The sequence below is a fragment of the Paenibacillus vulneris genome, assembly GCF_039543185.1.
Taxonomy (GTDB): Bacteria; Bacillota; Bacilli; order Paenibacillales; family NBRC-103111; genus Paenibacillus_S; species Paenibacillus_S vulneris.
Genome location: NZ_BAABJG010000026.1, coordinates 106,504 through 131,757 on the forward strand (window position 1 = coordinate 106,504; position 25,254 = coordinate 131,757).

Annotated in this window: 18 protein-coding genes; 2 read left to right on the forward strand and 16 right to left on the reverse strand. The window is 48.2% G+C overall.

Translation table 11 applies throughout. The features are described 5' to 3' along the window. Positions 1–22: 22 nt before the first annotated feature. The 16 genes from ABEA66_RS22840 to ABEA66_RS22915 form a co-directional block, all read right to left on the reverse strand. Positions 23–1,015, reverse strand: coding sequence for an ABC transporter permease (locus ABEA66_RS22840; RefSeq protein WP_079909008.1), 993 nt, complete (start codon positions 1,013–1,015; stop codon positions 23–25). Continuing rightward, entirely contained in the window at positions 1,008–1,970 is a 963-nt protein-coding gene (locus ABEA66_RS22845; RefSeq protein WP_345591096.1) for an ABC transporter ATP-binding protein, read from the reverse strand. Before ABEA66_RS22845 ends, ABEA66_RS22840 begins: the two co-directional genes overlap by 8 nt. Positions 1,971–2,016: 46 nt before the next feature. Next, on the reverse strand, positions 2,017–2,841 hold the full coding sequence (locus ABEA66_RS22850) for a GDSL-type esterase/lipase family protein (protein ID WP_345591098.1): 825 nt from the start codon (positions 2,839–2,841) through the stop codon (positions 2,017–2,019). A gap of 262 nt (positions 2,842–3,103) precedes the next feature. Next, positions 3,104–4,477, reverse strand: coding sequence for a peptidoglycan DD-metalloendopeptidase family protein (locus tag ABEA66_RS22855; protein WP_345591100.1), 1,374 nt, complete (start codon positions 4,475–4,477; stop codon positions 3,104–3,106). Positions 4,478–4,811: 334 nt separating this feature from the next. Continuing rightward, positions 4,812–6,656 carry an ABC transporter ATP-binding protein gene (locus tag ABEA66_RS22860; RefSeq protein WP_345591102.1) on the reverse strand — a complete coding sequence of 615 codons (1,845 nt, stop codon included), beginning with the start codon at positions 6,654–6,656 and terminating at the stop codon, positions 4,812–4,814. Next, positions 6,653–8,500, reverse strand: a complete 1,848-nt coding sequence (locus tag ABEA66_RS22865) for an ABC transporter ATP-binding protein (RefSeq protein ID WP_345591104.1) — start codon at positions 8,498–8,500, stop codon at positions 6,653–6,655. Before ABEA66_RS22865 ends, ABEA66_RS22860 begins: the two co-directional genes overlap by 4 nt. Before the next feature lie 336 nt (positions 8,501–8,836). After that, positions 8,837–12,508, reverse strand: coding sequence for a dynamin family protein (locus ABEA66_RS22870; protein WP_345591106.1), 3,672 nt, complete (start codon positions 12,506–12,508; stop codon positions 8,837–8,839). Between the two features lie 133 nt (positions 12,509–12,641). Next, entirely contained in the window at positions 12,642–12,914 is a 273-nt protein-coding gene (locus ABEA66_RS22875; RefSeq protein ID WP_028548615.1) for a hypothetical protein, read from the reverse strand. 38 nt (positions 12,915–12,952) lie between these two features. Next, positions 12,953–13,618 carry an endonuclease III gene (gene nth, locus ABEA66_RS22880; protein ID WP_345591111.1) on the reverse strand — a complete coding sequence of 222 codons (666 nt, stop codon included), beginning with the start codon at positions 13,616–13,618 and terminating at the stop codon, positions 12,953–12,955. A gap of 221 nt (positions 13,619–13,839) precedes the next feature. Further along, positions 13,840–16,575 (reverse strand): S-layer homology domain-containing protein, encoded by a 2,736-nt coding sequence (locus ABEA66_RS22885; protein WP_345591113.1) that lies wholly within the window; start codon positions 16,573–16,575, stop codon positions 13,840–13,842. Positions 16,576–16,627: 52 nt separating this feature from the next. Continuing rightward, positions 16,628–17,170 (reverse strand): GerMN domain-containing protein, encoded by a 543-nt coding sequence (locus ABEA66_RS22890; RefSeq protein WP_345591115.1) that lies wholly within the window; start codon positions 17,168–17,170, stop codon positions 16,628–16,630. A 13-nt stretch (positions 17,171–17,183) separates the two neighbouring features. After that, on the reverse strand, positions 17,184–18,812 hold the full coding sequence (locus ABEA66_RS22895; protein ID WP_345591117.1) for an N-acetylmuramoyl-L-alanine amidase family protein: 1,629 nt from the start codon (positions 18,810–18,812) through the stop codon (positions 17,184–17,186). A 266-nt stretch (positions 18,813–19,078) separates the two neighbouring features. Then, positions 19,079–20,581 (reverse strand): AAA family ATPase, encoded by a 1,503-nt coding sequence (locus ABEA66_RS22900; protein ID WP_345591119.1) that lies wholly within the window; start codon positions 20,579–20,581, stop codon positions 19,079–19,081. Continuing rightward, positions 20,574–21,107, reverse strand: a complete 534-nt coding sequence (locus ABEA66_RS22905; protein WP_079908996.1) for a hypothetical protein — start codon at positions 21,105–21,107, stop codon at positions 20,574–20,576. Before ABEA66_RS22905 ends, ABEA66_RS22900 begins: the two co-directional genes overlap by 8 nt. Before the next feature lie 257 nt (positions 21,108–21,364). Beyond that, entirely contained in the window at positions 21,365–21,856 is a 492-nt protein-coding gene (locus ABEA66_RS22910; RefSeq protein WP_079908995.1) for a cell wall elongation regulator TseB-like domain-containing protein, read from the reverse strand. A gap of 51 nt (positions 21,857–21,907) precedes the next feature. Beyond that, entirely contained in the window at positions 21,908–23,206 is a 1,299-nt protein-coding gene (locus ABEA66_RS22915; protein ID WP_345591123.1) for an amidohydrolase, read from the reverse strand. 266 nt (positions 23,207–23,472) lie between these two features. On the opposite strand from ABEA66_RS22915, the gene ABEA66_RS22920 reads away from it, so the two are divergent. Next, a complete protein-coding gene (locus ABEA66_RS22920; RefSeq protein ID WP_079908993.1) occupies positions 23,473–24,093 on the forward strand; it encodes a DUF47 domain-containing protein in 621 nt (206 codons plus the stop codon). Between the two features lie 27 nt (positions 24,094–24,120). After that, entirely contained in the window at positions 24,121–25,122 is a 1,002-nt protein-coding gene (locus ABEA66_RS22925; protein ID WP_079908992.1) for an inorganic phosphate transporter, read from the forward strand. The last annotated feature ends 132 nt before the right edge of the window (positions 25,123–25,254 follow it).

Sequence of the window (25,254 nt, forward strand, 5' to 3'; positions counted from 1 at the left end):
TGCATTATAACATCTCGTTGTGTTAGTTCAATATATCTTTTTTCGTGAAGACCGTAAAGGATACGATAATAGATACGACTCCCCAAACGGTCAAAACCATCAAAGAAAACGGTAAATCCATGCCCTTTATCGGCGGCAGACTGCCCGTTAAATAGTCGGTCAGACGCAAATTGACCATAAATAAATATTTTGCCGTCTCCCAAGAGGATACCATATTTGTCAAGATGGTGCCGGAGATCAGCACGGCGAGCATAAGTCCCATTCCCGCGGCGGTGCTGCGGATTAGCACGGAAACCATCAAGGACATGACAGCTACAATGATCGCCGCATACCACACCAGGCCGAACTCCATGATTAAGTACAGCCATTGCTGCACCGGCCGAACGTAGGAGGTGTCCACCTCGGAGCCGACAATTTTAAAGCCGAAAAATACAGGCATGTCCCAGCCGCCGTAGCCAAACACAATGCCTGAAATCAAATAACAAAGCAGTGCGGTACAGGTAACAACCAGCGATGTAAATAAAACTAAACTGATCAGCTTGCTCAGCAAGATTTTCCATCTTCCGACGGGCCTTGTCAAGAGAAGCTTTATCGTACCCGTCGAATGCTCGGAGGACACGAGGTCTGAGGCGATAACCATAACCATGAGCGGAATGAACAGCCCCACTGCGTTTTTAATAAATTCTCTTGTAAAGGTTACCCCGTTTGGCGACGCCGGATTCACATCTTTATCCAAGTAGTATTGAGCGAGCATAACTTCAACCTTGCGGAACTGCTTCCATTCTTCCGGAACACGCGCACTGCCGATGCTTCTCGTATAGTCGACAATCTTCTGCCTTTGCTCCGCCCGCCAGTCGGTTGTACCGAACTGCTTAAGATTATTCTGGGATACTTTCAGCTGGGCATAAGTAAACATCGGGATGAGGGCGGCCAAGATGAGCAGCACGACTAACAGCCGCTTCTTTTTTATAATTTTGATACATTCGTTTTTCACTAACGGATATACGCTAACCAATACGTTTCCCCTCCGTTAAGCTTAAAAATAAATCCTCGAGCGTCGGGCTCTTCGTTTCGACCCCGTACAGCTGGATACCGGCCTCTACCATAGCACGTGTCAATGCAGGAATGTCATCGGGATTCAGCTGCGTAATGATATCGTGTACAGCCGCATCTCCCCCGCCCGTCTCTTCCTGCTTCAGAACGATTTCCAGCACCTGAATATCCGGCTTCGCTTCCAGCAGCTGAACGGCCTTCACTACCGGCGCTACACGCCAAATCACACGGCTTGCCGACTCATCGATCAGTGACTCTACCGCGCCGACCTTGATGACCTCCCCGTGCGTAATGATCGCTACCCGATCACACATCTGTTGGATTTCACTCAGCAGGTGGCTTGAAACGAACAAGCTTAAGCCCGTTTGAGCCAGCTTCTTGATAAATTCCCGCATCTCCTTGATCCCCTGAGGATCAAGACCGTTCGTGGGCTCGTCGAGTATCAGCAGCTTCGGACGGTTCAGCAGCGCCTGAGCAATTCCAAGCCGTTGACGCATCCCGAGCGAGTAGGTTTTCACCTTATCGTGAATCCGCGCATCCATCCCGACAATATCGACCACTTCTTGAATCCTTTGTTCATCAATTCCGGGAAGCATCCGGGCAAAGTGCTCCAGGTTCTCCCATCCGCTTAGATAGGAGTACAGCTCAGGGTTTTCAACGATACAACCGACATATTGGAGCGCTTCGTCATGATTTTTATGCACATCATGCCCGCATATCGTTATCGACCCCTCCGTCGGGGTGATGAGATCGACCAGCATGCGGATTGTCGTCGTTTTCCCCGAGCCGTTAGGGCCAAGAAACCCGAAGATTTCGCCTGCGTACACCTCAAACGAGATTCCCTTGATAATCTGCTTTTTCTTAATCGTTTTTTTGACATTATTGACTGACAGGACAACTTCCGGTTGGCTTCCCATTGCTCTGTTCTCTCCCTTATCTCATGGTCCGGTGATGCACTTTTGGCTATTTGACGATTTGGACGATTCGATCGGCTATCCGTTCATAGCCGTCCTGATTAGGGTGAAAATGATCCGTATACAAATATTTGTTGAGATTCAGCTCGAACAAATCCGCCGTAGGGACGACCACCATATGAGGATAGCGGTTCGCGATTTCGAATGCCGCCTGATTCCATTTTTGAATCAGCAGCGAGCCTTCTCTTTTCTCATCCAAATCAAGAAACGGATGGTATAGCCCGACATAGCAAACAATAGCATTCGGATTTTGCTTGGCGATCGTATCCAGAATCTGTTCTAGCCGCTTTAACGCTTCCGGCATTCTGTCCAGCGCGGCTTTAGGGTTAAAGCCCTCATCCTTCTGCCCCGTGAAAATCCCTTGCCCGCCTTCGAACAAATCGTTGCCTCCCGCCGTTAACAGGATCAGATCGGCTTGAGCGATCGCGGTGCTCATGTCTTTTTTCTCTGCCATATCCTTCAAAATATCGCCGGTTCTAAATCCCGGTATGGCAAAGTTATTGAGAATAAACACCGGCTTACCGAGCTGCTTCTCCAGCTTTTCCTTTGTTTGACCGACATAGCCCCTTCCCGATAAATCGCCGGTTCCCGCACTTAAGGAATCGCCTAAGGCGACGATTTGGATCTTATCCTTCGAAACAAGCGACGAGTCCTGGGGCTTGGCCGCCTCCTGCGGGGGTGCAGCCTCCGTCTGCTCTACCTTCTTTGGATAAATAATCTGGTTGATTGCATAAACAAAGCCAAATACGCACAGCAAAGTGGACAATAATGCGGCCAACCCGACGGTTCGCCACAAAAATCGAGTGGATAGCAAGACAACTTCTCCCCTTTACCAACATTCGACATATAAAAGTCGCTTTCATTTTAGAGTAGCGGTTTATGAGCAGATTTGCAAATGTGCGTCCCGTAAAAAGTTGATTCATGCGAACGCAATAGGTATAAGCCTTGCAGAGTTTCTGGAAACAGCAAAAAACCGGGAGATTTCCATCAAATCCCGGTTCCTGCATTCTATTATAACCCCAGGCTTCCCGCTTCAAACTACGTGTTGCCTACATTTCTTTTCCATTCCAACTGCGTTAATCAGATAGTTTCCCGAGATATTTTAACGGATTTTGCTGTACGTCACCTTTCCGCACCTCAAAGTGCAGATGGACCCCCGTTGCATTCCCCGTACTTCCCATGATTCCGATTTTTTCACCTTTTTGCACGTTTTCCCCTTCTGTAACCGCTATTTTGCTTAGATGCCCGTATAACGTGCTGTATCCGTTCTGATGATCGAGGATGATGCAGTTGCCATACCCGGTCTTCCATCCGGCAAAGCTCACGGTCCCATAGTCTGCCGCCATAATGTTCGACTGTTCGGATACCATATCCGTGCCCGGGTGAAACGAGCCCCACCTTTGACCATAGTCGCTGGTCAGCTTGGGACGATAAACCGGCCATATGAACGTACCGGTGCCAACTCCCGGAATGATTTTCGTACCTTTCTTCACCACGGCTTTCTTGGCCGGCTGAATCGTTTTTTCCCCGGAAAGACTCTCTCCAACAAGCTCGCCGTTAATTTTGGTGATCAGGTAGCTTTTCTCCATTAAACCGTTTTCACCAATCTCCATCGTCTCCTGGTTTCCGGCTTTCATGGTGCTATCCTCTATGTACTCTATATCATAAGGCACATCGACCGTTTCGACATGCCGCTCAACCGTTTTTACGGCAAGCAAAGGCTGAAGAACCGTGAGATTCAGCACGTCTCCGACATGGATAACTGAATTTTTGATAAATGGGTTGTTATCATAGATTACTTTCTGGCTGATATGGAACTTATACGCGATGCAAGACACACAGTCCCCGCGTTGAACGGTATATTGAATCGGCTGGACACCTCCCGTTTCGATGGCCGCAAGCAGCTCGTCACTGTTCGCGACTTCTTCGGGCCGGATTTCCAGCTTCGCCAGCTCCACCTGTTGAACAAACTCTACGGATTGGAGATTCGACGCAGAGTCAGGGGACACAAATTTAGTTTTATACCGGTTCAGCAGCGCGTTCACAGCCTCCTCATCCTTTAAAACGCCAAGAGGCTTGCCGTCGATAAGAATCTGAACGCCGCTTGTCCGAACGGTCGCTCTTTGTTCGAGCTTCTCCAATACCTGCGCATTATCAAATGCCGCCTTGTATTCGCGTTCCCGGACATAATGAATATCTCCGATACGAAGCTCCGTCTGCACGGAGGGAAACGAGAGCCTGGCCTGCTCCTGCTTCCGGAACAGCCAGTCGCGGACGACGTCCGTCGAATCAACGGCTCCAATTCTTTCCGTTCCCACAAAAACTTGATAACGAGTTACCATATGGTTCAGCATATAGACATAAGCAGAGGACAAAAATATAATGAGCACCGTCATAAAGCTAAAGCCGACGACCAACCATTTATTCTTCCAGCCTACTATGTAATCCACATGTACCTCCCGCAATCAGGTTTTGAAATGTCCACCTCCCTATCCTATTCCTGACGCTCGTCAAATAGCACAAAAAAGGCACCCACCTTGTAGGGTGCCTTCAGATTGTCGAGAAACCTATAAGGCTTGAACTATTGCTAATATACTACGGTGGGGTATGCCCCTCCAGCCGCTGTTGAAACCCGTGAAAGGGATCAGATTTAGTGGTATTTTCACGGGTTTCAAAGGCGGACGTAAACTCTTCCGAGGAATACCCCACCTCCATATTTAGCAAAGTTTTCACAAAACTAGGTTTCTCGACAGACTCAAGGCACCTTGTAAGGTGCCTTCTTCGTTATCCAACCTCGCGCAGAAAACGATACTGCGCTTGAATCAAGCCGTAGTAGATGCCTTTTTGCTTCATCAATTCCTCATGATTGCCCTGCTCCATAATGTTCCCATGATCGAGAACGACGATATGATCGGCATTGCGGATTGTCGATAACCGATGCGCGATAATGAAGGAGGTTCTACCGGCCAGCAGCGTCTTCAGTGCCTCCTGGATTTTCAGCTCGGTCTCCGTGTCGATACTTGCGGTCGCCTCATCCAATATCAGCACGCGGGGATCTGCGAGCAGCGCCCTGGCAAAGGAAATTAACTGCCTTTGACCCATTGACAGCACGTTGCCGCGCTCCTGTACTTCCGTATCGTAGCCTTGAGGCAGGTTAACGATAAAATCATGCGCCCGGACGGCTTTAGCCACGAATTCGATCTCTTCATCCGTCGCGTCTAAACGTCCGAAACGAATATTATCTTTAATCGTTCCCGAGAAAATAAAGGTATCCTGAAGCACAATCCCCACCTGGGATCTCAGGCTGGGAATCGCGACATCCCTGATATCATGGCCGTCTATCGTAATAGACCCTCCAGTGACATCGTAAAAACGGCAGAGCAAGTTGATAATCGTACTTTTACCGGATCCGGTATGGCCGACGAGCGCTATGGATTGGCCTGCTTTAACGCTGAGATCGATGCCTTTGAGCGCAAGTCTGCCCGGCTCATACTCGAATTCGACTTTTTTAAGCTCAATATCCCCTTGAACTCGAGGTAGTACTTTAGCCTCTTGCGCTTCTTCCACATTCGGCTTTTCATCGATGAATTCAAAGATCCGCTCGGAGGAGGCCATCGCAATCAGCATTTGGGAATACATTTGTCCAAGCCGGTTGATAGGCTCCCAAAAGTGCCCGATATAAGTTGCAAAAGCTACCAGCAAGCCTACCGTAATCTCACCTTGTTGAATCAAATGAGCACCAAACCAGAACAAAATACAATAGCCGATGGCTCCCGTCACTTCAATAATCGGGTTGAACGACTGGTTTAAGGTCGAAGCCCGGTTCCAGGATTTATGGTTGTCAAGATTCATGTTATCGAAGAATGCGATATTTTCCTTTTCCTGCGTAAAGGCTTGCGTTACCTTGATGCCTTGAATACATTCGTTCAAATGCGCGTTGATTCTCGATTGCTTCGTCTGCACAACCTGCCAGGAACGGCGGATATGGACGCGAAGCTTCGTCGAGATGACGAACATGATCGGAACGGTAACAATGATCGCGGTGCCCAGCTTAATGTTATAGAACAGGAGAATCACGATAATACCAATGAGCTGAACACAGTCAATAAGCAGGTTGACAACCCCGTTTGTAAACAAATCCTGCAGGGAGTTGACATAGTTCGTAATCCTTACCAGAATCGAGCCTGCCGGCCATTTATCGAAAAATTTGAAGGAGAGCTTCTGTACATGGCTGAACAAATCATGTCTCAAATCATAGATGACCTTTTGCCCTATCATGTTGGTGTAACGAATGCGGTAATTGTTGGCGGCCCACTGAATCAGATACAGCGCCAGCATCCCGCTCACACACAGCAGAAGCAGCTTCGTGTTTCCTTCACGCAGCGCATGGTCGATCGCGTACGCGATCAGCAGCGGATTTAGCAGCTTGGTAAGGGCGCCTACGATCATCATCGTAATGATGACGGGAAGAATTTGCTTCGAATAGGGCTTTATGTACTGACTGAGCCGCTTCACCTGGACCCAGTCGAATTCTTTATCTAACTGCTCGTCGTCCTGATAGACAAACCTTTGACCTTCCTGCCCAGTCGGGTTAGCCTTTGCGGTCGCCGATTTTGCAGACTTGCTCACTGTGCGTACCCCCTCATTTTGACATGTCCTGCTGCTGCCACCTGATTCGCGGCCTGCTGCGGCTCAGGATGTCCTTGTGTATCGTTTGCCGCGATTGGTTCTTCCGATTCATCGGGATGATCGGCGAATTGGATATGGTACGTGTCCAGATAAGGACCTTCCTGCTGCATTAATTGTTCATGTGTGCCTCTCTGCACGATACGTCCCTGATCCAGTACGAGGATTTCATCCGCATGACGCAGCGAAGAGATACGATGGGCAATGATGAATGTCGTCCGGCCTTTCATCACTTCCTGGAAGCCTTGCTGGATCTCATGCTCCGTCTCCATATCCACCGCGCTCGTGGCGTCATCGAGGATCAAAATTTTTGGATTTTTGAGCAGGGCCCTCGCAATAGCGATCCGCTGCTTCTGCCCGCCGGAAAGTCCCAGTCCGCGTTCACCGACAATGGTATCGTAGCCGAGCGGCAGCTCCATAATGAAATCATGGGCCTTTGCCAGCTTGGCGGCGTGTATGATTTGATCCATCGATACATTTTTTACGCCATAAGCGATGTTATTACGAATCGTCGACGAGAAGAGGAATGTCTCTTGGAACACGATGGCCATCTGGTCACGCAGGCTTTCCAAGGTAACATCGCGGATATCCCGTCCGTCCAGCGTTATGCGCCCTTCCTTGACGTTATAAGCACGAAGCAGCAGCTGAATGACCGTTGATTTCCCTGAACCCGTCCCCCCCAGCAGACCGATAACAGAACCGGCAGGAGCGTCCAGCTCAAAATTTTGCAGCGCCGGCTGTTTATCCGTATAAGCGAACGTTACGTTCTCAAAATGCACATGTCCGCTTACTTGTTCCGAAGTCAAGGCAATAGCGTTGTCCTTATCCTTCACGTGGACGTATTGGTGCAGGATTTCGAGTATCCGCTCCCCAGCCGCCTTGGATTGGGTAAAGTTATTAATATGGAATCCGATTCCCCACATGGGACCAATGATGTACCAAATTAAGCTGAAGCAGGCAACAAGCTCGCCAAGCGAGATTGAATGGTTGATGACCATCATGCCGCCGATCCCTAACAGGACGACGACGCTCATATTCGCAAACAGCTCCATCAAAGGAAAGTACTTTGCCCATATTCCCGAAGTCGTTACGTTGTTAACCTTGTATTCCTCGTTTCGCTCCGAGAACTTGTCGATCTCATGCGGCTCGCGGGCAAACGATTTCACGGTACGAACCCCAGTAATATTTTCCTGAACGGAGGTTGTCATGGAACTCATCGATTTTCGAATCGAACGAAACGCCGGATGAATCTTGCCTTCAAACCGGATCGCGGTAAAAACAAGAAACGGCATAAAGATCATCGTAACGAGAGTCAGCTTCCAGTTGATCGTCATCATCATAATCGTCCCGAAGGTAAACATCATGAAAACGTTTAAAATTTGCACGAAGCCGAATCCGACAAAATCCCTTACCGCTTGCAAATCCGCCGTCAGACGAGACATCAAATCCCCTGTCCGGGCTTTGTCGTAGTACTGAAACGACAAATACTGCAGCTTCTTGTACAGCGCATTCCTTAGATTAAATGCGGTCTTGTTCCCTAATTTCCCGCTGCTCATTCCGTGAAGAAATTGAAACAGCGCCTTACAGCTTACGACCCCGACAACCAGCAAAGACAAGTACGGCACCACGGAAAAATTTTTCTTCGCAATCACATCGTCAATCAAGTAACGAAGCAGATTCGGATAGACCAAACCAAGCGCCGTTGCGGTCATTAATGAGAAGATCGATGCGAACAGATACTTCTTCTCTGACCAGTAAAACTCCTTTAACTGCCTAAAGACTTCCATGGTGTCCCCCTCCATTAGCAGCACTAAAGGCCGCTTTAAGCAAAAATTGCTTTCGAGGCAGCTAGTTTCTGCGTTCGAAAGCGTTCGCTTTTTTGAATATTATCATCATCCCTGGGGTACAGCAACATCCAATGCTGTCATAAATCTCCTTAACGGGAGAAAATAACGCATTTCCTCACAAAATGCCAGAACAATCCACTTATATCATAGGATTATTGGCATATCTCGCCAAATGAAAACCCTTTCAACAAAACAGGCAAAATCGGCTGTCCTGACTTGGACAACCGATTTCTTCCACCGCTTTGAAAAAAGATAATGTTTCATTATAACCGTTTTTTACCCGAGTATTTGCTGCAGGCTTCCCAGCTTCTGATGCAGCTCGCCGATATCGATTTGCATCTCCAAAGCGGCCAATTGGCCTTCAGCATACTCTGTCAGCTCCTGCTGCAGCTGAGCAGACATATCCTTATACCAAGCCCTAAGCTGCTCCTGATAGAAAAGCTCCAGCCGATCCGATTGCCGCTGCACATAGCCCGTTAACGGATCATTCAACCTGGCTTCAAGCTCGGTACGTAACTTCTGTTTGCCGTCTCCCTCGAAGAAATGCTTCGCATTCTTATAGAAGCCAGACAGCCACTTCACCGTAATCGCTTCTTGCGCGCCAAATGGCTCGGTTTCTTCCAGCGGCGTGAAGGCATGCGGCTCATAAGCCGACGGTTGGAAATCCGCAAGATCCGCTCCGAAGGACTGCATCCACTGTTCTCTCCGCTTCTTGGCGGTTTTGTTGATCGAATTCTCAACCCGCAAGGTCGTAGCGAGAATTTCCTGGGACAGGTCAAAGGAAATCATGCGCCGCAGATCGTCCCATGCCGCTTGAATCAGACTCTTCACATCCTTGCCTTCTTCGGCAAAGACGGAAGGATTGAAGGCCAGATTAAACAGCTCTCCGAACCGGAACACTTCACGCTGCTTCACGTAGTAGAGCAGCTCCTCAATTTCCTTGCGAAGCTCCCGTTCCTCCGGCTCTGTCGAGATTCCTTGCAGGAGCTGCACAGCTTCATTCAACGCTTGACGAATGGCGCGGGCCTTGCTCTGCCGCTCGGATTCGTCGGATTGGGCACTGACGATCCACTGCTTTAACACATCGGCAGCCCGGTTCAGATCACCATGGCCGGATCGGATCGCAATCTCTGTAAGCTCTTCGAGCGAGAAACGGACAAAGTCCGTCTCGAACGCTGCGATGCCGGAGGCTTGAATGGTTTCGTCGCTCCGCTGCAGCTTGCCTTCCAAAGCGTAATAGCTTGATAAAGGATAAATTCGCGGATGTCGAATTCCGTGCTGCTGCAAATTGCTCTCCACATGAGCAACCACGCCTTCCAGCTCCTCGGCCGACGATGCAAGATCAGCCGCGTTGACGATAAAGAACATCTTATCCAGCTCAAAGCTATCTTTTACCCGGCCCAGCTGGAGCAAAAATTCCTTATCCGCATGCGAGAATGCATGATTATAATAAGTCACGAACAGAATGGCATCCGCGTTCTTGATATAGTTAAAGGCAACGCCCGTATGGCGCGCATTGATGGAATCCGCCCCAGGCGTATCCACCAGAACAATCCCCTGATCGGTCAAAGGATTGGAATAATACAGCTCAATCAAATCGACAAAGCACGATTTGGATTCATCTGCGGCATAATGGCCGAATTGCTCGGCATCTACCTTCAGCTCGCCGCCAATGTCCTGCTCTACCGCCGACCAGCCCCGTTCTACGGCCTTCAAGAACGTATAGTGAGGCTTGCCCTTGGCTGATACCTGATCCGCCGATAAACGATGAATCGCTTTTAACGCGTCCTGAAAATCGGTGGTCGGTATGCCGAGTACTTCCAGAGAATACCGGACATCGTCCGTCAGACGCTCCATCGATTTCATCTTGACTTTGGCCGTTCCGTGCGGCCAGCCGTTTTCTGGCTCCGGCGGCATGATTTTGTTAATAGCCGCGGTGGTCGGATTTGGAGACACCGGCAAAATTCGCTCGCCGATCAGCGCGTTGGCGAACGAGGATTTGCCCGCGCTGAACGCGCCGAACAGCGCGATCGTGAAGCGGTTGTTCTCAAGCCGCTCCGCCTTCTCCTGCAAGGAGCGGCAGATGCTCTGCAGCTGCGAGAGGCCCGCAAGCTCGCGCGCTCCGTCCGCGAGCTTAGCCGCAGCCTCGCGCAAGCGGGCGCGATGCCCGCCCTGCGCGAGCGGAGCAGCGCCGGTGCGCGCGTTGCGGTTCGCCGCGGCGGCCACCGCCGCGAGCGCATCGCTCGCAGCAGCACCGGCATCGCTGGCGGCCTGCGGCGCTGCAGGGGCGCCTGCGGCGACAGCAGCCGCCGGGTCCGGCAGCTGCGGCGCGGAGGCATGCAGCGCGGCCAGAGGCGCCTGCAGCTGGGCTGCGTAAGCCTCCTCCGCTGCTGCAAGCCGCTCAAGCTCGCGCAGGCTGCCCAGGCGCCCCTCAAGCACGTCGAGCTGTTCCTGCAAGCTCACGACCCTCGGCTTCAGAGCCGCTGCCATATCCTCCGACAGCTCATCTACCAGATCAAACGCGCACTTACGGTATAGAAGCTTCACCTCGGATGAGATCTGCTTTGAATAATTTAAAGTATAGTCACCGCCGAAGCCGGCCGACTCGTTCACCTGCTCTGCAAGCCATCGCGGTTCGATCTCCACGTGCAGACGCTCAACGGTTTCTCTCACCTGATCTGCATGCAGCAACGCTGTTGCATCTGCCGCCTTGGATATGGTCTGCTGCAAATGGCGCTCTATCTGCGTAGCGATCTGATTGGAGAAATCACTGTGGAACGAGTGCAATCTGCGCTCTATTTCCTTTGCCGTTTTCGCGGCACCCGCGAAAAATCCCACTTTAAATCCGGGCTTGCGGCTCTGTAAATATTCGTGAGCCAGATCGCGCGTAATCGCAGGCGTAATATTGGCGTTATCCAATATATGCCCAATCTCTTTGCGCAAGGAAGTCCGTAGCGCTTCCGGCTTCGACTCCGCTTCAGCCAGCTCCTTGCTCAAATCCGCCCATTGCTGCTGCGCATTCCCGGATTCCTCGTCCGCCGCCAATTGAGCACGCAGCTGCTCCTTGACCGGCTCATTGCGCTCGGCCATCTTGCGGGCATGCTCCGAAGCCAAATGCTTCGCTGATTTTTCCAGGCTAAGCGCCGATAGGGACTTATGGCTTTCGATCAGCTTGCCAAGAAGCCAATCCAGCTTCCCCCATTCGCTGTGCGGGTGGTTCGGAACCTTAACCGAAGTATATAAAATTCCATCCGGCTGAATGTGCCAATTCGCAAAAGCTTCCTTGACTCCCGCTCTATAAGTCTCGAACGAAAGCTCCTGATCCCTGTGTTTATCTACTTGGTTAATCAGCAAATAAAGCGGTTTGCCCCACTCTTTCATTTTCTTCGTGAAGGCGAAGTTAATCTCCGATTGGACGTGGTTATAATCCATCACGTAGAATACAACATCAGCCAAATGCAGCGCCGACTCCGTAGCCAGCTGGTGCGCATCATCCGTCGAATCGATTCCCGGCGTGTCCAATAAAGCCGCATGCTCCCCAAGGAACGGAATCGGATAGCGAAGGTTAACCGTTTCAATATCCTCGCCATTTTTGCAGTATGCGGCGAGATCCGCAAGCGGGACCGTTTGCACTTTAGGCTCGGCATCATCCGCCGCTCTGTGAACGACTCTGGCGCCGGATTCCCCATTGGTAATGGACACAATGTTGGCGCTGGTAGGAATCGGACTTGAAGGAAGCAGCTGATGTCCGCAAAGCTTATTGATCAAGCTCGATTTGCCCGCCGAGAAATGTCCGCAAAACGCTATATAGAAGCTGCCGCTTTGTGCTTTTTGCAGCAGCTGTTTGATCTTCTTCCCGTTCTCTGCATCCTTCTCTTTCTCTACCTGCTCAAGCAGTGCACGAATGGTGCTCTCCATCTTATCCCCAACAACCGTCAAATTGCTCATTCCATTCTCCCCGTATCTCTTTAGTCTACCGTCCTTAATCGCCTTATTTTTTTACAGCATATTTTGCTCCGTGCGATAAGGTTCGTCGTTCGGCATTCCCCAATCAACAAAAAAAACCGAATTTCTTCGGTTTTTAGTGTACCACACTTTCGTTAACAGGAATAAAAATTTCAAACAAATTGCGATGCTGCAAAATCGTAATATCTTTATCCTTCACTTTCATCACGACAACTTCCGGCTTTGTTTTCATGCGGTCCAAATAGTTATCAGGAACGTCTCCGGATTCCATTACCGTTACGCCTTCCACTTGCTTCTCTTCATTTTCGGCCAATGGCGTTTTCAATATTTCTTCATAGATGTCAGAGAACACTTCGAAATTGCTTGTATAAACCGATATGCACTTCATAATAATCCCATCCTTATTGTTTGCTGTGGTAAAGATTGCTACTGTATAGGTTTCCTACGACTACCGGATTTCATACGTTTTTTTCCTTCACGGCATGCATCAGCCAGTGGACAGCTATCGCATTGCGGTTTTTGTGCCTTGCAGTGATATCTTCCGAAAAATATGAGCCTATGATGGGTCAATGTCCATTCATCACGCGGAACCAGCTTCATCAGCTTTTTTTCCACTTCAAGAACCGAATCATTCCAATTCGCCATGCCCAGACGCTTAGACACGCGTTCGACATGGGTATCAACTGCAATGGCGGGAACACCGAAAGCATTGGATACAACCACATTAGCCGTTTTGCGGCCAACGCCAGGAAGCTCGACCAGCTGCTCGTGCAGCTCAGGCACTTCACCGCCGTACTTGTCCAATAAAATGGCGCACAACGCCTGAATGTTTTTCGCCTTATTTCGGAACAACCCGATTCTGCGAATATCCTGCTCCAGCTCTTCTAAGGGAACGGCAAGATAATCCTCGGGCCGCTTGTACTTTTGAAACAAATCAGCAGTCACTTTATTGACGGTTTCATCCGTACATTGCGCCGACAAGAGTACGGCGATAGTCAGCTCGAATGGATTGGAGTGATTAAGCTCGCAATGGGCATCCGGAAACATCTCGGCGATCGTATCTAGAATGCTGCGAACCTGCTTTTTGTTCATAGTTACAAGCTACCTCTTTCTAGTAGTATAAAATTCAGTTTACCGAAACATGAGAAAGGAATCAATGACTTCATCCGACAAAATGCGAACATTTCTAGAAAATTTACAAAAAAATTAGTCAGGAAAACAGAAAAAGCCGTCAAAGGGGAGATCATTAAAGGCTTCTCCCCTTTGACGGTGCTCTCTTAAGCTAAGTTCCTTTGTTTCAGCAATAGGTAACCTTATTTTTCCATTTCGTAAATTTTATCATCCAGCACATAAATCGTTACTTCATCATTTTCAGCAAATGAACCCGGAGCAACTGTAGTGGTACCTTGATGCAGATAGGCCTTTGCATAAAAATTGTAGTTTGTCTTCTCGTTGGAGCCGCCCGGCTTCAGCTGCATCAGGTTCAGAACCGAATCGTAGGATGCTACCTTACGTTTTGAAGCTGTAGCTTTCGAGATAATCAGCTGATCGTTGGCATCTTTAATGATCTCCACCCGATCATTAACTTTAATCGAGTTCAAATCTGCCGAAGCCGTTCCGTTTTGATTAATGACGAACTTTTTACCGACTGGCAAGACCTGAACACCACTGTAATAATCTTGTACGGTAATCGTTCCCGAACCAGCATCTACGCCGGTTACTTTACCGCGAACGGTATTCAGCATTTCTACGCTTTCCAGCTTTTTGCCCGTATAGGCTACTTTGATGTATTCATCGATAAGAATATCCTCAAAGCTATGGGTGGCTTTCCCCGGATTGACGATTTTATCATTATTATCAACTGTGAATACAAGCAGTCCGCCGCTCTCGTCTTTCACGCTTAATTGTCTTTCTGTCTTATTGCTGATCAGCGTTTTATATACAGCCGTTTTCTTCACTTGGATGAGTGTAATGAGATCTTGATCCCGGTTCAAAGTGCCGACGACATTGTCGCCAACCTTCAAATCCTTTATTGTCGCTCCCGGCTTGGCTAGAGATTCAACTCCAATAGCATTCATCAAGCCGAAGGTTACATTTTGGCCTCCCGGAGCACGCAAAGTAATTTGGTTAGCCTCCGAATTGATTTGGGTCACGGTGCCTTCCGCGTTCATGGCATATTTAATGCTCACAATCTTATCCTTGGATACCTTGAGATCCACCTTCGTACCCTTGGTCTTAACGAACTTATCCGTGAAATCAGCCAGGTTCATCGGAGCATCCCAATAACTGATTCCCGTTTGATCGGTCATTCTATAAGCATAAGGAGTACCATTGTCATCGGTAACAGTCAAGAGCTTTGTCTCCGCATCGTAGTTGACAATTTTGGCGAAGGCCAGCTGCTTGATGGATCGGCTTGTCACCGAAACTTTCACGACCTTATCATTCACCAGATCGAGCTTAAGCGTATCCCCTACTTCAAGATCAAAGAGACCTGCACTGCCTAGTCCGTCGATGGATACGATGGCATTATCCGCGATATAGTAAGCGCCTAGCGAATTGTCCTGCTTATTAATCGTCAGTATTTTTTTATCGTCGCTTACGCTGGTCATAGTACCTTCGACAGAGCTTCCAACGTCAGCCTGCTGGTTGACCTTTAAACCAACGATTTCATTATTTTTAATCTCATAGGAAACAACATCTCCGACACGAACCTTGGACAAATCCCCGGATGCTCCGCCTGCTAGAGTAATTGCCAGTTTTACGCTGAAGGGGAAGGTTTCGTTTTGCCCGGTCGTTTGTTCCATGAACGTAATGGTGCTGGCGTTTTTGTCAATGCTTACGATAGAGCCGGATGCATTTTTGCTGATCGGAACCTGCTTAACAATGATTTTGGAATATTTGGCATTAGGAATAAGAAGATTGCGTTTCAGCTCGACAATACTTCCGATAGGAATAGAGCTCAGGCTTAGACCGCCCCCGTCTTTATCGGTAACCGTGACATTCTGCTCCAGCTCCTTCAGGTCCTTGTTACTGCCCTGGGCGATGGAAACCATCATCTTAGGAATGTATAGCTGATCCAGCGTTCCCTCGTAAGATTCCATTTGTTCCGCATCATTCGTGAGCTCTACATAGGCCGCATTCCCTTGGGATTGAATGACGTACACTTCATTCGTTTCTTTCAATTGCGTTGACGGGATTCGGCTATCGTCCTTGGCATTATAGAAAGCCGTGTCGGTAGAAACCGTATATTCCGTCGTCTTGCCCTTCTTATCAAGAATCGTCATCTTGCGATCCTTCAAGCTCATCATATAACCGATCACGACGCGGTCGGAGCGAGTCGTCAGCTCTTTATCCGCTCTGCTCAGGAAGGTTGCCATTTGGGCTCGGGTTACATTGCCTTTCGGCTGGAAGTTATTGTCGTCTACTCCATTGACAATACCCAGGCTTACCGCCGCGTTGATATAACCGACTGCCCAGGAAGACATATCCTTCGAGTCACTGAATATGGATGGGTCCGCATTTTTTTGTTTTGCCAGGTCCTGCTTGTTGATGGCGCGTATAACAAGCTTGGCTACCCACTCGCGTGTCGCGGGACGGGAACCCCATGCCGTCTTGGAATTGGATCCGGATGCCTCCGTTTCCTCTTTCACGTCGAGAAGCTCTTTATCGAATGCATAGGCTATGTATGGCTTGGCGTAGCTTTGATCAAGAGTGACAGGCAGGATAGTCTCGGTTTTATTCTTCAACGCCTCATCCTCAAGACCCATCATGCGAATTGCCATAATGACAACGTCTTGCTGGGAGACTTGGGTGTCCGGGCTGAATTTGCCTTTATCCACACCTTGAATGATTCCTAATGCGGCCAATTTCGTTATATGCTTGATCGCCCAGTGATCGTTGCTGACATCCGTGAATGCCGAGCTCGCCGTAGTTGTAACCGTACTGTTCGACTTGACTGGTTCCGCAGCGTATACAGGACTGCTGGCAAGTACAGATAAGGCTATTAATCCTGCGGCTACTTTTTTCGTATGCTTTTGCTTGTTGCTCATGTGTTTGCTCCTCTCGGTTAACTGATGTGCGAAGCCCCCGAAAAAAGCGCGGTTAACCGCGCTTCATCGGATGCGGAAGCTCCATATGTCCCATTAAACTATCAACGGCTTTGCCGTCGAGCAATATATCCAGATTTTGAATCTCTGAAAATTGAAATATCGTTTTTTTCAAAGCCTGCAGCACCAAATCTTCTCCGCCTGCACCTAATCTGGATTCCGGCGCCATAGACAAATCTACGGTTAACGTCTGGTCCTTCAACGAAACCGTATGGAACGTAAAGCCCTTCAACAACGCAATCCTTTTGCTGTCGGGACTTGTGGTCAAAGCTTTTAGAGCAGAAACATATTTCTCGTTATTGTCTTTATACGAAATGGTGCTCTCTTGCTCTACCAGCTGCTCGCCGTTTTCATCACCGAAATAGACTTTAATCTTTGTCTGCTTCGTCTCGGCTCCCGGAGCCGGTGACTGTACGGCAGCCGTGCCGGCCTTGGAATCGCCGGAAGCATTCGGGGATGGCTTGGCTTGACCGCAGGCGGACAATAAAACTACTAACGATAAACCGACTAGGGCGCCGTGTAGGTACCGTCTCTGCATCGCTATCCTCTCCTTAGTCGATATTCAACTGCTGTTTGATAGCAGCAACGATAGACGCGGCAACCTGATCCTGAAATTCCTCTTGGAACATAGCTGCTTCTTCCGAACGGTTGGTCAAAAAGCCAATTTCCAGCAGAAGTGAAGGCATGGTCGTGTTCTTCACAACATAGAAATTGTTCTGCTTCACCTTGCGGTCGGGAAATTGCGTAGATTTCAGCAATTGCTCATGCATGATTTTGGCAAAAGGCAAGCTTTGCTCGGTATAATAATAGGTTTCTGTACCTGCAACAGATTCTTTTCCCGCAGAATTGGCATGAATCGCAACGAATAGATCCGCCTTCATCTCATTGGCAAATGAGACCCGGTCCGCCAGCTCCACGAACGTGTCGTCCTCGCGTGTCATAACGGGCTCAATCTTGGATTCCTTCTCCAATAACTTGTTCACTTTCTTGCTAAGAGATAATACGAAATCCTTCTCATGGCGTTTCGCGACGGAGACTGCTCCCGTATCCTTTCCTCCATGTCCAGGGTCTATGACCACCTTGTACTTCTCCTTGGCCTGTGACAATGTCCATGTCAGCTGATTCGGTGTTTTGGCAGAAGACAGCTTGAAATCTACTTTTTTAGATAAATCTATTATTATTCTAACGATAGACGATTCTTTTGAAAATAGCAAATATCGTACCTGCGAGACATTATTTTCATTCCCTTTGATGGTACCCTCGCCTTTTTCGTTCAGCTTCAGGGATGGATCCAATTGGCTGTACGGGATATCGATAACAATCTGGTTCGGATTAGACATTCTGGTTACGTTAGGCTGGCTCTCCGCCCCGCTTGTTTTGACGACGAACTGGTCTCCTTGAAGCGTAATGGAGCGAACGGTTGTCACAGGCTCCTTGGCTTTTTCTCCTGGCTTAGCCTGACCGGTTTCCTGGGAACCAGATGAGCCGGTTTTATCCGAAGAAGCGGCTGTTTCTTTGCCGGTAGAAGCCCCGATGTTCTTGTCCTTATCCGATGGCTTATCTTTCGATGCATCCCCCTCGCTGGCTTTATCGCCAGGTTTGGCGGCCGGTTTATCCCCCGGTTCATTCGAAGGCTTGCCGTTTACGATCGGCTGCTTGGAGCTATCGCCCGGTGCAGCCACTGCGCCTGAATCCGACTTAGTTTCTCCACCCTCTACAGGGGATGAAACAACCTCCTTCACGTCCTCATCGGTCTGAAATAAAAATACCGAGCGCGTCAGTTCATCCCATGTGACCTTAACCCCCAACTGCTCACTGACAAAACGAAGAGGCAGCATCGTGTTGCCGTCAATGATCATGGGTGCGGTTTCAAGTTTAAAGCTCTTGTTGTTCACCAAAGCATCCTGCTTATCTATAAACAGTTGGATATTGGTGCCTGACTTATCTACGGTGACTTTGCGGTTCTTTCCGTCCCACTGGACTTTGGCTCCTGTAGATTCCGCGATAATCCGAACAGGGACGATCGTATTATCCTTCACGATTTGGGGAGCTACTTCCGCCGCGAGCTGCTTACCGTTCAGGTACAGCTGGATCTTGGGTACGGCGGCAAATGCCATCATCGGAAAAACAAGCAGAGAGACCAGCAAAAAAGACATCAACGTAGTTATTACTCTCATCATACACCTCAGTTTATGTAAATAAATTTTTTGTAACGATAGATTCTATTATGACATAAATGATCTCATTATGGCGAAACTTACCATAATTATAGACTTAAAAAAGGGGAAAAAGTTGCGAGAATCGATAGATTTCCCCTTAATCCTCCGCATTTCTTGCCAACAATGAACCTTTATGGAAAACGATGTAAAACAATCCCGTTTATAAAATAAAAAAAGCCCGAAGCTGCCCGGCTTACGCCTGTGCTTCAAGCTCTTGCTTTCATCGTTTATGCAGTCTGCAGTTTGGAATGCTCCAGAAGTTCGCGGAATTGGTCTCCCGATAATACCTCTTCCTTGACCAGGATATACAGCGATTGTTCAAAAACAATGCGATGCTGCTCCAGAAGCTCACGCGTTCTCACGGTCAGCTGCTCAAGAATAGCTGTGTTTTCCTTCATCAGCTCTTCCTTCGTTACCATTTGGCGATCGATAATACCAAGATTGGTCAGGCCGGAATCCATCATGGTCCGTACCAGATGCAGCGCCTGTTCGAAGTCGTTGCGCGACCCTGTGGAACGTCCGCCGTAGAACATTTCCTCCGCTACAGCTCCGCCCAAGGCGATGATGATTTGCTCTTCCAGCTGTTCCTTGGTATACAAATATTGATCCTGCTGTGGATTATGACGTACGTAACCAAGTGCTTTTCCCCGAGGGCTTAACGCCACCTGAGATACCGAGCCCGGGCGTACGACTTCCGCTGCGATAGCATGCCCCAATTCATGGAGGGCAACCCGGTCGCGTTCTTCTTTCGTAGACTCGCGGTCCGTTTTTTCCCCGATCATGACCTTATCCACTGCTTGGGACAAATGGCTTTGTTGGATAAACTCCGACTCTTCACGCATAGCGTAAATTGCAGCTTCGTTCATAACACTTTCAAGCTGGGCTCCGGAAAATTGGAAAGTCTCTTCGGCAACATGCTCCAGATTCACTTCCGGTGCCAAAGGTTTATTTTTGCTGTGAATGTTCAAAATATGCAGACGGCCTTTCTTATCCGGTAAATCCACTTCAATATGACGGTCGAAACGGCCTGGACGCAGCAAGGCGCTATCCAGCATCTCCTTGCGGTTGGTTGCCGCCATAATTAGAATTCGCGGGCTTTCCGTCGTATGAATCCCATCCATCTCCGTCAAGAGCTGGTTTAGGGTCTGATCATATTCTCTATGCTGCCCGCCGTCTCTTTTACCGCCGATAACATCGATCTCGTCAATAAACACGATGGCGCTGTCTTTGTTTTCCTTCACAGCTCGATTACGTGCATCCTTGAACAAATCGCGGATCCGGCTTGCGCCGACACCGACATACATTTCCACAAACTCACTGCCTGCGGCTGCCATAAATACCGAATTCGTATAATGAGCAGCTGCTTTGGCGAGCAAGGTTTTCCCCGTTCCGGGAGGACCTTCAAGCAATATCCCTTTAAGCGGACGGATCCCTAGCTTGCGTATTTCTTCATGCTTGATCAGGAAATCCAGCGCCTCCTTGAGCTCGGTCTTGGCCCGCTGCTGGCCTCCTATATCATCAAAGGTCAAGTAGCTCGGGGCTTGCTGTCTGCGCGATTTGCCCTGGCCGCCAAAGCCTGCGCTGGCACTGCGCATCTGGTTCATATAGAAGATGGTTCCTAAAATAACTGCAAGAAACACCAACGGTAACGCATTGACGCCGATAAAGAAGAGAAAAATAATGACAACGGGAATAACCCCAATAAAGATCTCCTTATAAATCTTACTCATTCGGCCACACCCCCATCTTCTCCGGTGTGCGAGGAAGCATTACGAATTTACTTTTGTCTCCGTCCGTCATGGTAACAAACACGAATTTATCGTTCATTTCCGTAGAAATTTTCAAATTCGAAGAACCCGCGACACGGGATTGTAGTGTAGTCGGAATTTCAGCATAGTGCTTCGTTTCCATAGCTTGGGCAACATCAAAAAGAGCGGACGACCACCATTGATCCAGCTGCTGCGACGATTCATTGACTACTTTAAGCTTTAAGGCTTTTTTCCCGATAATGGAAGAGCCTTTATTTTCTATATTATCATATACCTCTCGCAAGCTAGTGCCCGGCTGCAGCTTCACTTCGATTTCGGCATCATCTGTATTGATCTTTGTACTTACCAGTTCAACACCCGGGGTAGATTTTACGACACCTGCCAAAGGATTCTCCATGGCAAAGCTTTGATATGCGAACCAACCGCCAAACAACACGGTAGCAGAAATAGCAACACTCAATACTATAGGTAAGAGACGTAACTTCATTAGCTGACGTCCCCCTTTCTAATGTGATATATCAAAAAGCATACGTTGAGTATATCACATGATATATCAAAATGGTTGATGTAATGTGTGGTAATGAACCCTTTCCTTCTCCAACATGAATACCACAAAGCGAAGCCCTGTCGCCGGGGCTGACTAAAGTGCTATTTGGGCGGGTTCGTGAATTATATTTGAATGAAATGAAAAAAGAAGCCTCTGCCAGTCCGGAGTTGTTTCCTGAAACTGCATCGGCTTCCATGTTATTGTATACTCAAACGCCATGTATCCAAAAAGGCTCCATCATTAAATGAATAATAATCGTAATAATATTTCTCGCTTCCGGATTCGTCTGCCGGCAGCTTATACAATACTTCCCAAATAAGCTTACCGCCAAGCACTCCGGGTATGGTTCTTAAGATATCCGCGTTGGGATGCTTCGACTCCAGCGTGGAGTTGATCTGATCCTCCGACGCACCGTCTGCTGCCATCTGGGAATAAATTTCATCTTCCCCTACCCAAACGATGAGCTGCTGCCCGATTTTATCTTCCCCGCGAATTACCGTATAGGGCTTTTCTCCGACGAACCTTTCCACTTTTACAGCTTTCGTCAGTAGAGTTTTTTGATAAGCCGTTTGCACTGCATTTCGTTGAATTTTCCATTCATCCTCTTGCACCGCGTTAATAAACCGGCCTCCAAAAAACAGAATGAGTCCAATAACAGCCACCGCTGCAATGGTTATTTTGATTTTCATAGAGGGAACCTCCTGCAACTATTTCCCGCTAATGCTGCACTACTGTTGCGATTATTGACTCGTAAGTCTCTCAAAGCAGCGCTGCGCTTCGTAAAGCACCTTTTCTTCATCCAATGTAAGGCATTCCCCGTTCTTCACCAGCATTCTTCCATCTACCCACACATCAGCAACATCCTTCGCCGAAGCAGAGTAAATAACATGCGAAATGTAGTTGGTTTTAGGGAAGAAGTGAGGCTGATTCAGGTTCAGGGAGATGAAATCAGCTTTCATCCCCGGTTGGAGAGAACCTACATCCTCCAGCCAGATGGATTGGGCCCCATCGATGGTTCCCATACGGATTGCCGCTTCTGCAGGAACAGCTACAGGATCACCTGAAACAGCTTTATGGATCAAAGCAGCCAAACGCATCTCCTCAAACATATCCAGATTGTTGTTGCTTGCGGCTCCGTCCGTACCAAGGGACACCTTCACACCTTGCTTCAATAACTCAGGCACTCGTGCGATGCCGCTGGCCAGCTTCAGATTGCTTCCCGGATTATGCGATACCCGAACATCATGTTGTTTCAGCACTTGAATCTCATCGTCTGTTAAGTGTACCGCATGAGCGACCAGAGCAGGTCTGGAGAACAAACCGAGCTTCTCCAAATGCGCTACCGGTCTCGCCCCGTATTGATCTACGTTATCCTGGACTTCACGAGCGGTCTCCGACATATGGGTGTGCAGCGGCAAATTCAAATCATGGGCGACTTGCACAATCTTCTCAATATAATCGGGAGGGCAAGTGTAAGGGGCGTGAGGAGACATCATAGTTGTAATGCGTCCTCCAGCTTTTCCGTGCCAATCACGGGCGAACTGAGTGGCTTCCTTCAGCTTGGCGTCCTGAACCTCCGGCGGGCATAATCCGATAACACCGCGCGTTAGGCAGGCGCGCATACCGCTTTCCTCAACGGCTTGGGCCACCTCATTCATATGATCGTACATATCTACGAACGTCGTTGTTCCGCCTTTTATCATTTCCAGAATGGACAGCTGCGTCCCCCATTTGACATCGTGAGCGGTAAACTTGCCTTCAATCGGCCACATTTTTTCCTGAAGCCATACTTGAAGAGCCAGATCATCGCCATAGCCGCGCAAAAGAGACATCGCCGCGTGACAATGTGTATTCACCAGACCGGGCATGTACAGCTTGTCCTTGCCGTTGATTTGCTCATCATATGTATCGAGCGGCTGCGGCGCTTCTTCACCTATATATGTAATAAGATTGTCTTCCAAAACCATGCAGCCTTGGATTACAGGCTTCTCGGGGTTCATTGTAAGAAACGTTCCGTTTGTTATAATCGTTTTTTTCATGATCACCTTATCCTTTCGAACCGTAGCATCAATCTTCACTGTACAACTTCGAACTCTATAAATCAAGCGGGCTGGCGAAATCGCAGGGTTGTGACAACATATAAACAGATTCATGAACATATCTTCAATTGGATAAACTATGATTGCAAAGCATTAGTATGTTGTGTTATTTTTATTTTTGTGTGAATTTTATCGCTTTTTTTCTACATAATTTGCGTTAGAATATGAAGTTTTCATTAAGATACAATTTTGAGGGAGGCTCTTTCATGCTTTTTGCCAAGAAGAACGACATCGATTTTTTGCTGCTGTTGATTAAAGCATCAGAGAACACTCTTCACGCGGCGCAAATATTCCGCAATGCCGTCATGGGAGATCAACCGCCTGCAGCCTTTTATCCTCAGTTGAAGGATTTGGAAAATAAGGGCGATCAAATTACTCACCAAATCTTCAAAGGGTTGAACAAAGTGTTCATTACTCCTTTGGAACGCGAGGACATTATGGAGCTTGCTTCCAAGGTGGATGACGTAATAGATGGAATTGAGGCATCCATCGCCAGATTTGATTACATGAACATTAACGTCAGCGACAACTATATGAGAGAATTTTCCGCTGTTCTCGTCGATAGCTGCCAGCATATCCTGGACTCCTTCAAACTGCTGTCCAAAAAGAAATATATGCAAATTACGGAGCATACTGTTCAAATCAACAGTCTTGAGAATGAAGCGGACCGTTTGATGCGCGAGGGAATAAGAGAAATCTTTATGAACCCGACAGATCCTTACCATGATTTCAAATTGAAGGAGCTATACGAGCGGCTCGAACAAACAACGGATGCCTGTGAAGACGTCGCAAATATTTTGGAAAGCGTCGTATTGCGTTATTCGTAAGCTGTTCGAACTTGGTAGGAGGTAATTATGTTAACCCTTTTAATCATCATTGTCGCGCTAGCCCTGATATTTGACTTCATCAACGGCTTTCACGATACGGCCAACGCGATTGCAACTTCCATCTCAACCAAAGCGTTGTCACCTAAATTCGCCATATTCTTCGCGGCTACCTTGAATTTTGTAGGAGCTATTTATTCATCAGAAGTTGCTAAAACGGTCGGAGGTAAGGTTGCCAACCCGGCAACCATTGATAATGGTGTACAAGTAGTTATCGCGGCATTATTAACGGCTATTATTTGGAACCTCATCACATGGTACTTTGCCATCCCTTCTTCCTCCTCTCATACGTTGATCGGCGCTCTTGCCGGTGCCGTTATCGCAGGTGCAGGTGCATCTTCTGTCAATTGGAGCGGTTTCAAGGAAATTATTATTATCTTGGTCGCTTCTCCAATCATTGCTTTTGCTACGGGCTTTATCATCATGTGGATTATCCGTCAGCTCATTCTTCTTAGCGGCAATCACTCCAGATCAAAGCTGAACCGAACCTTCCGGATTTTTCAAATTTTCTCCGCCGGACTGCTTTCGTACTCCCATGGAGGCAACGACGCACAAAAAGCAATGGGGATTATCGTCTTCGGTATGGTGGCTCTAGGCTATCAAGATACACTGGATGTTCCGCTATGGGTTAAATTGTGTGCAGCTACGGCAATGGGCCTAGGAACGTCTATCGGCGGTTGGAAAATCATTAAAACCATGAGTAAAAAGCTGATCAAGATCGAACCTATTAACGGCTTTGCTTCGGACTTGAACTCCTCCATCGTGATTCAAGTATCTACAGCGATGGGAATGCCATTGTCCACAACTCATGTTATCTCGTCATCCATTATCGGGACTGGCGCAGTCATGAGATTCTATGACGTGAAGTGGGCCACCGTTACGAAAATGGTTATGACCTGGGTCATTACAATCCCTATCAGCATGGTTCTATCGTTCATCATTTTCAAAATCATTTTCCAATTAACCTCATAAGATATAAAATAACATCGGATACTTTAAGTTCCCTATAATAGCAAAAAAGCCTACAGATTTGTGGTATTATCCCCTTCAAGTAGACACTCAAAAAAACCTTCATGTTATCATGGAGGTTCAAGTGCCACTTGG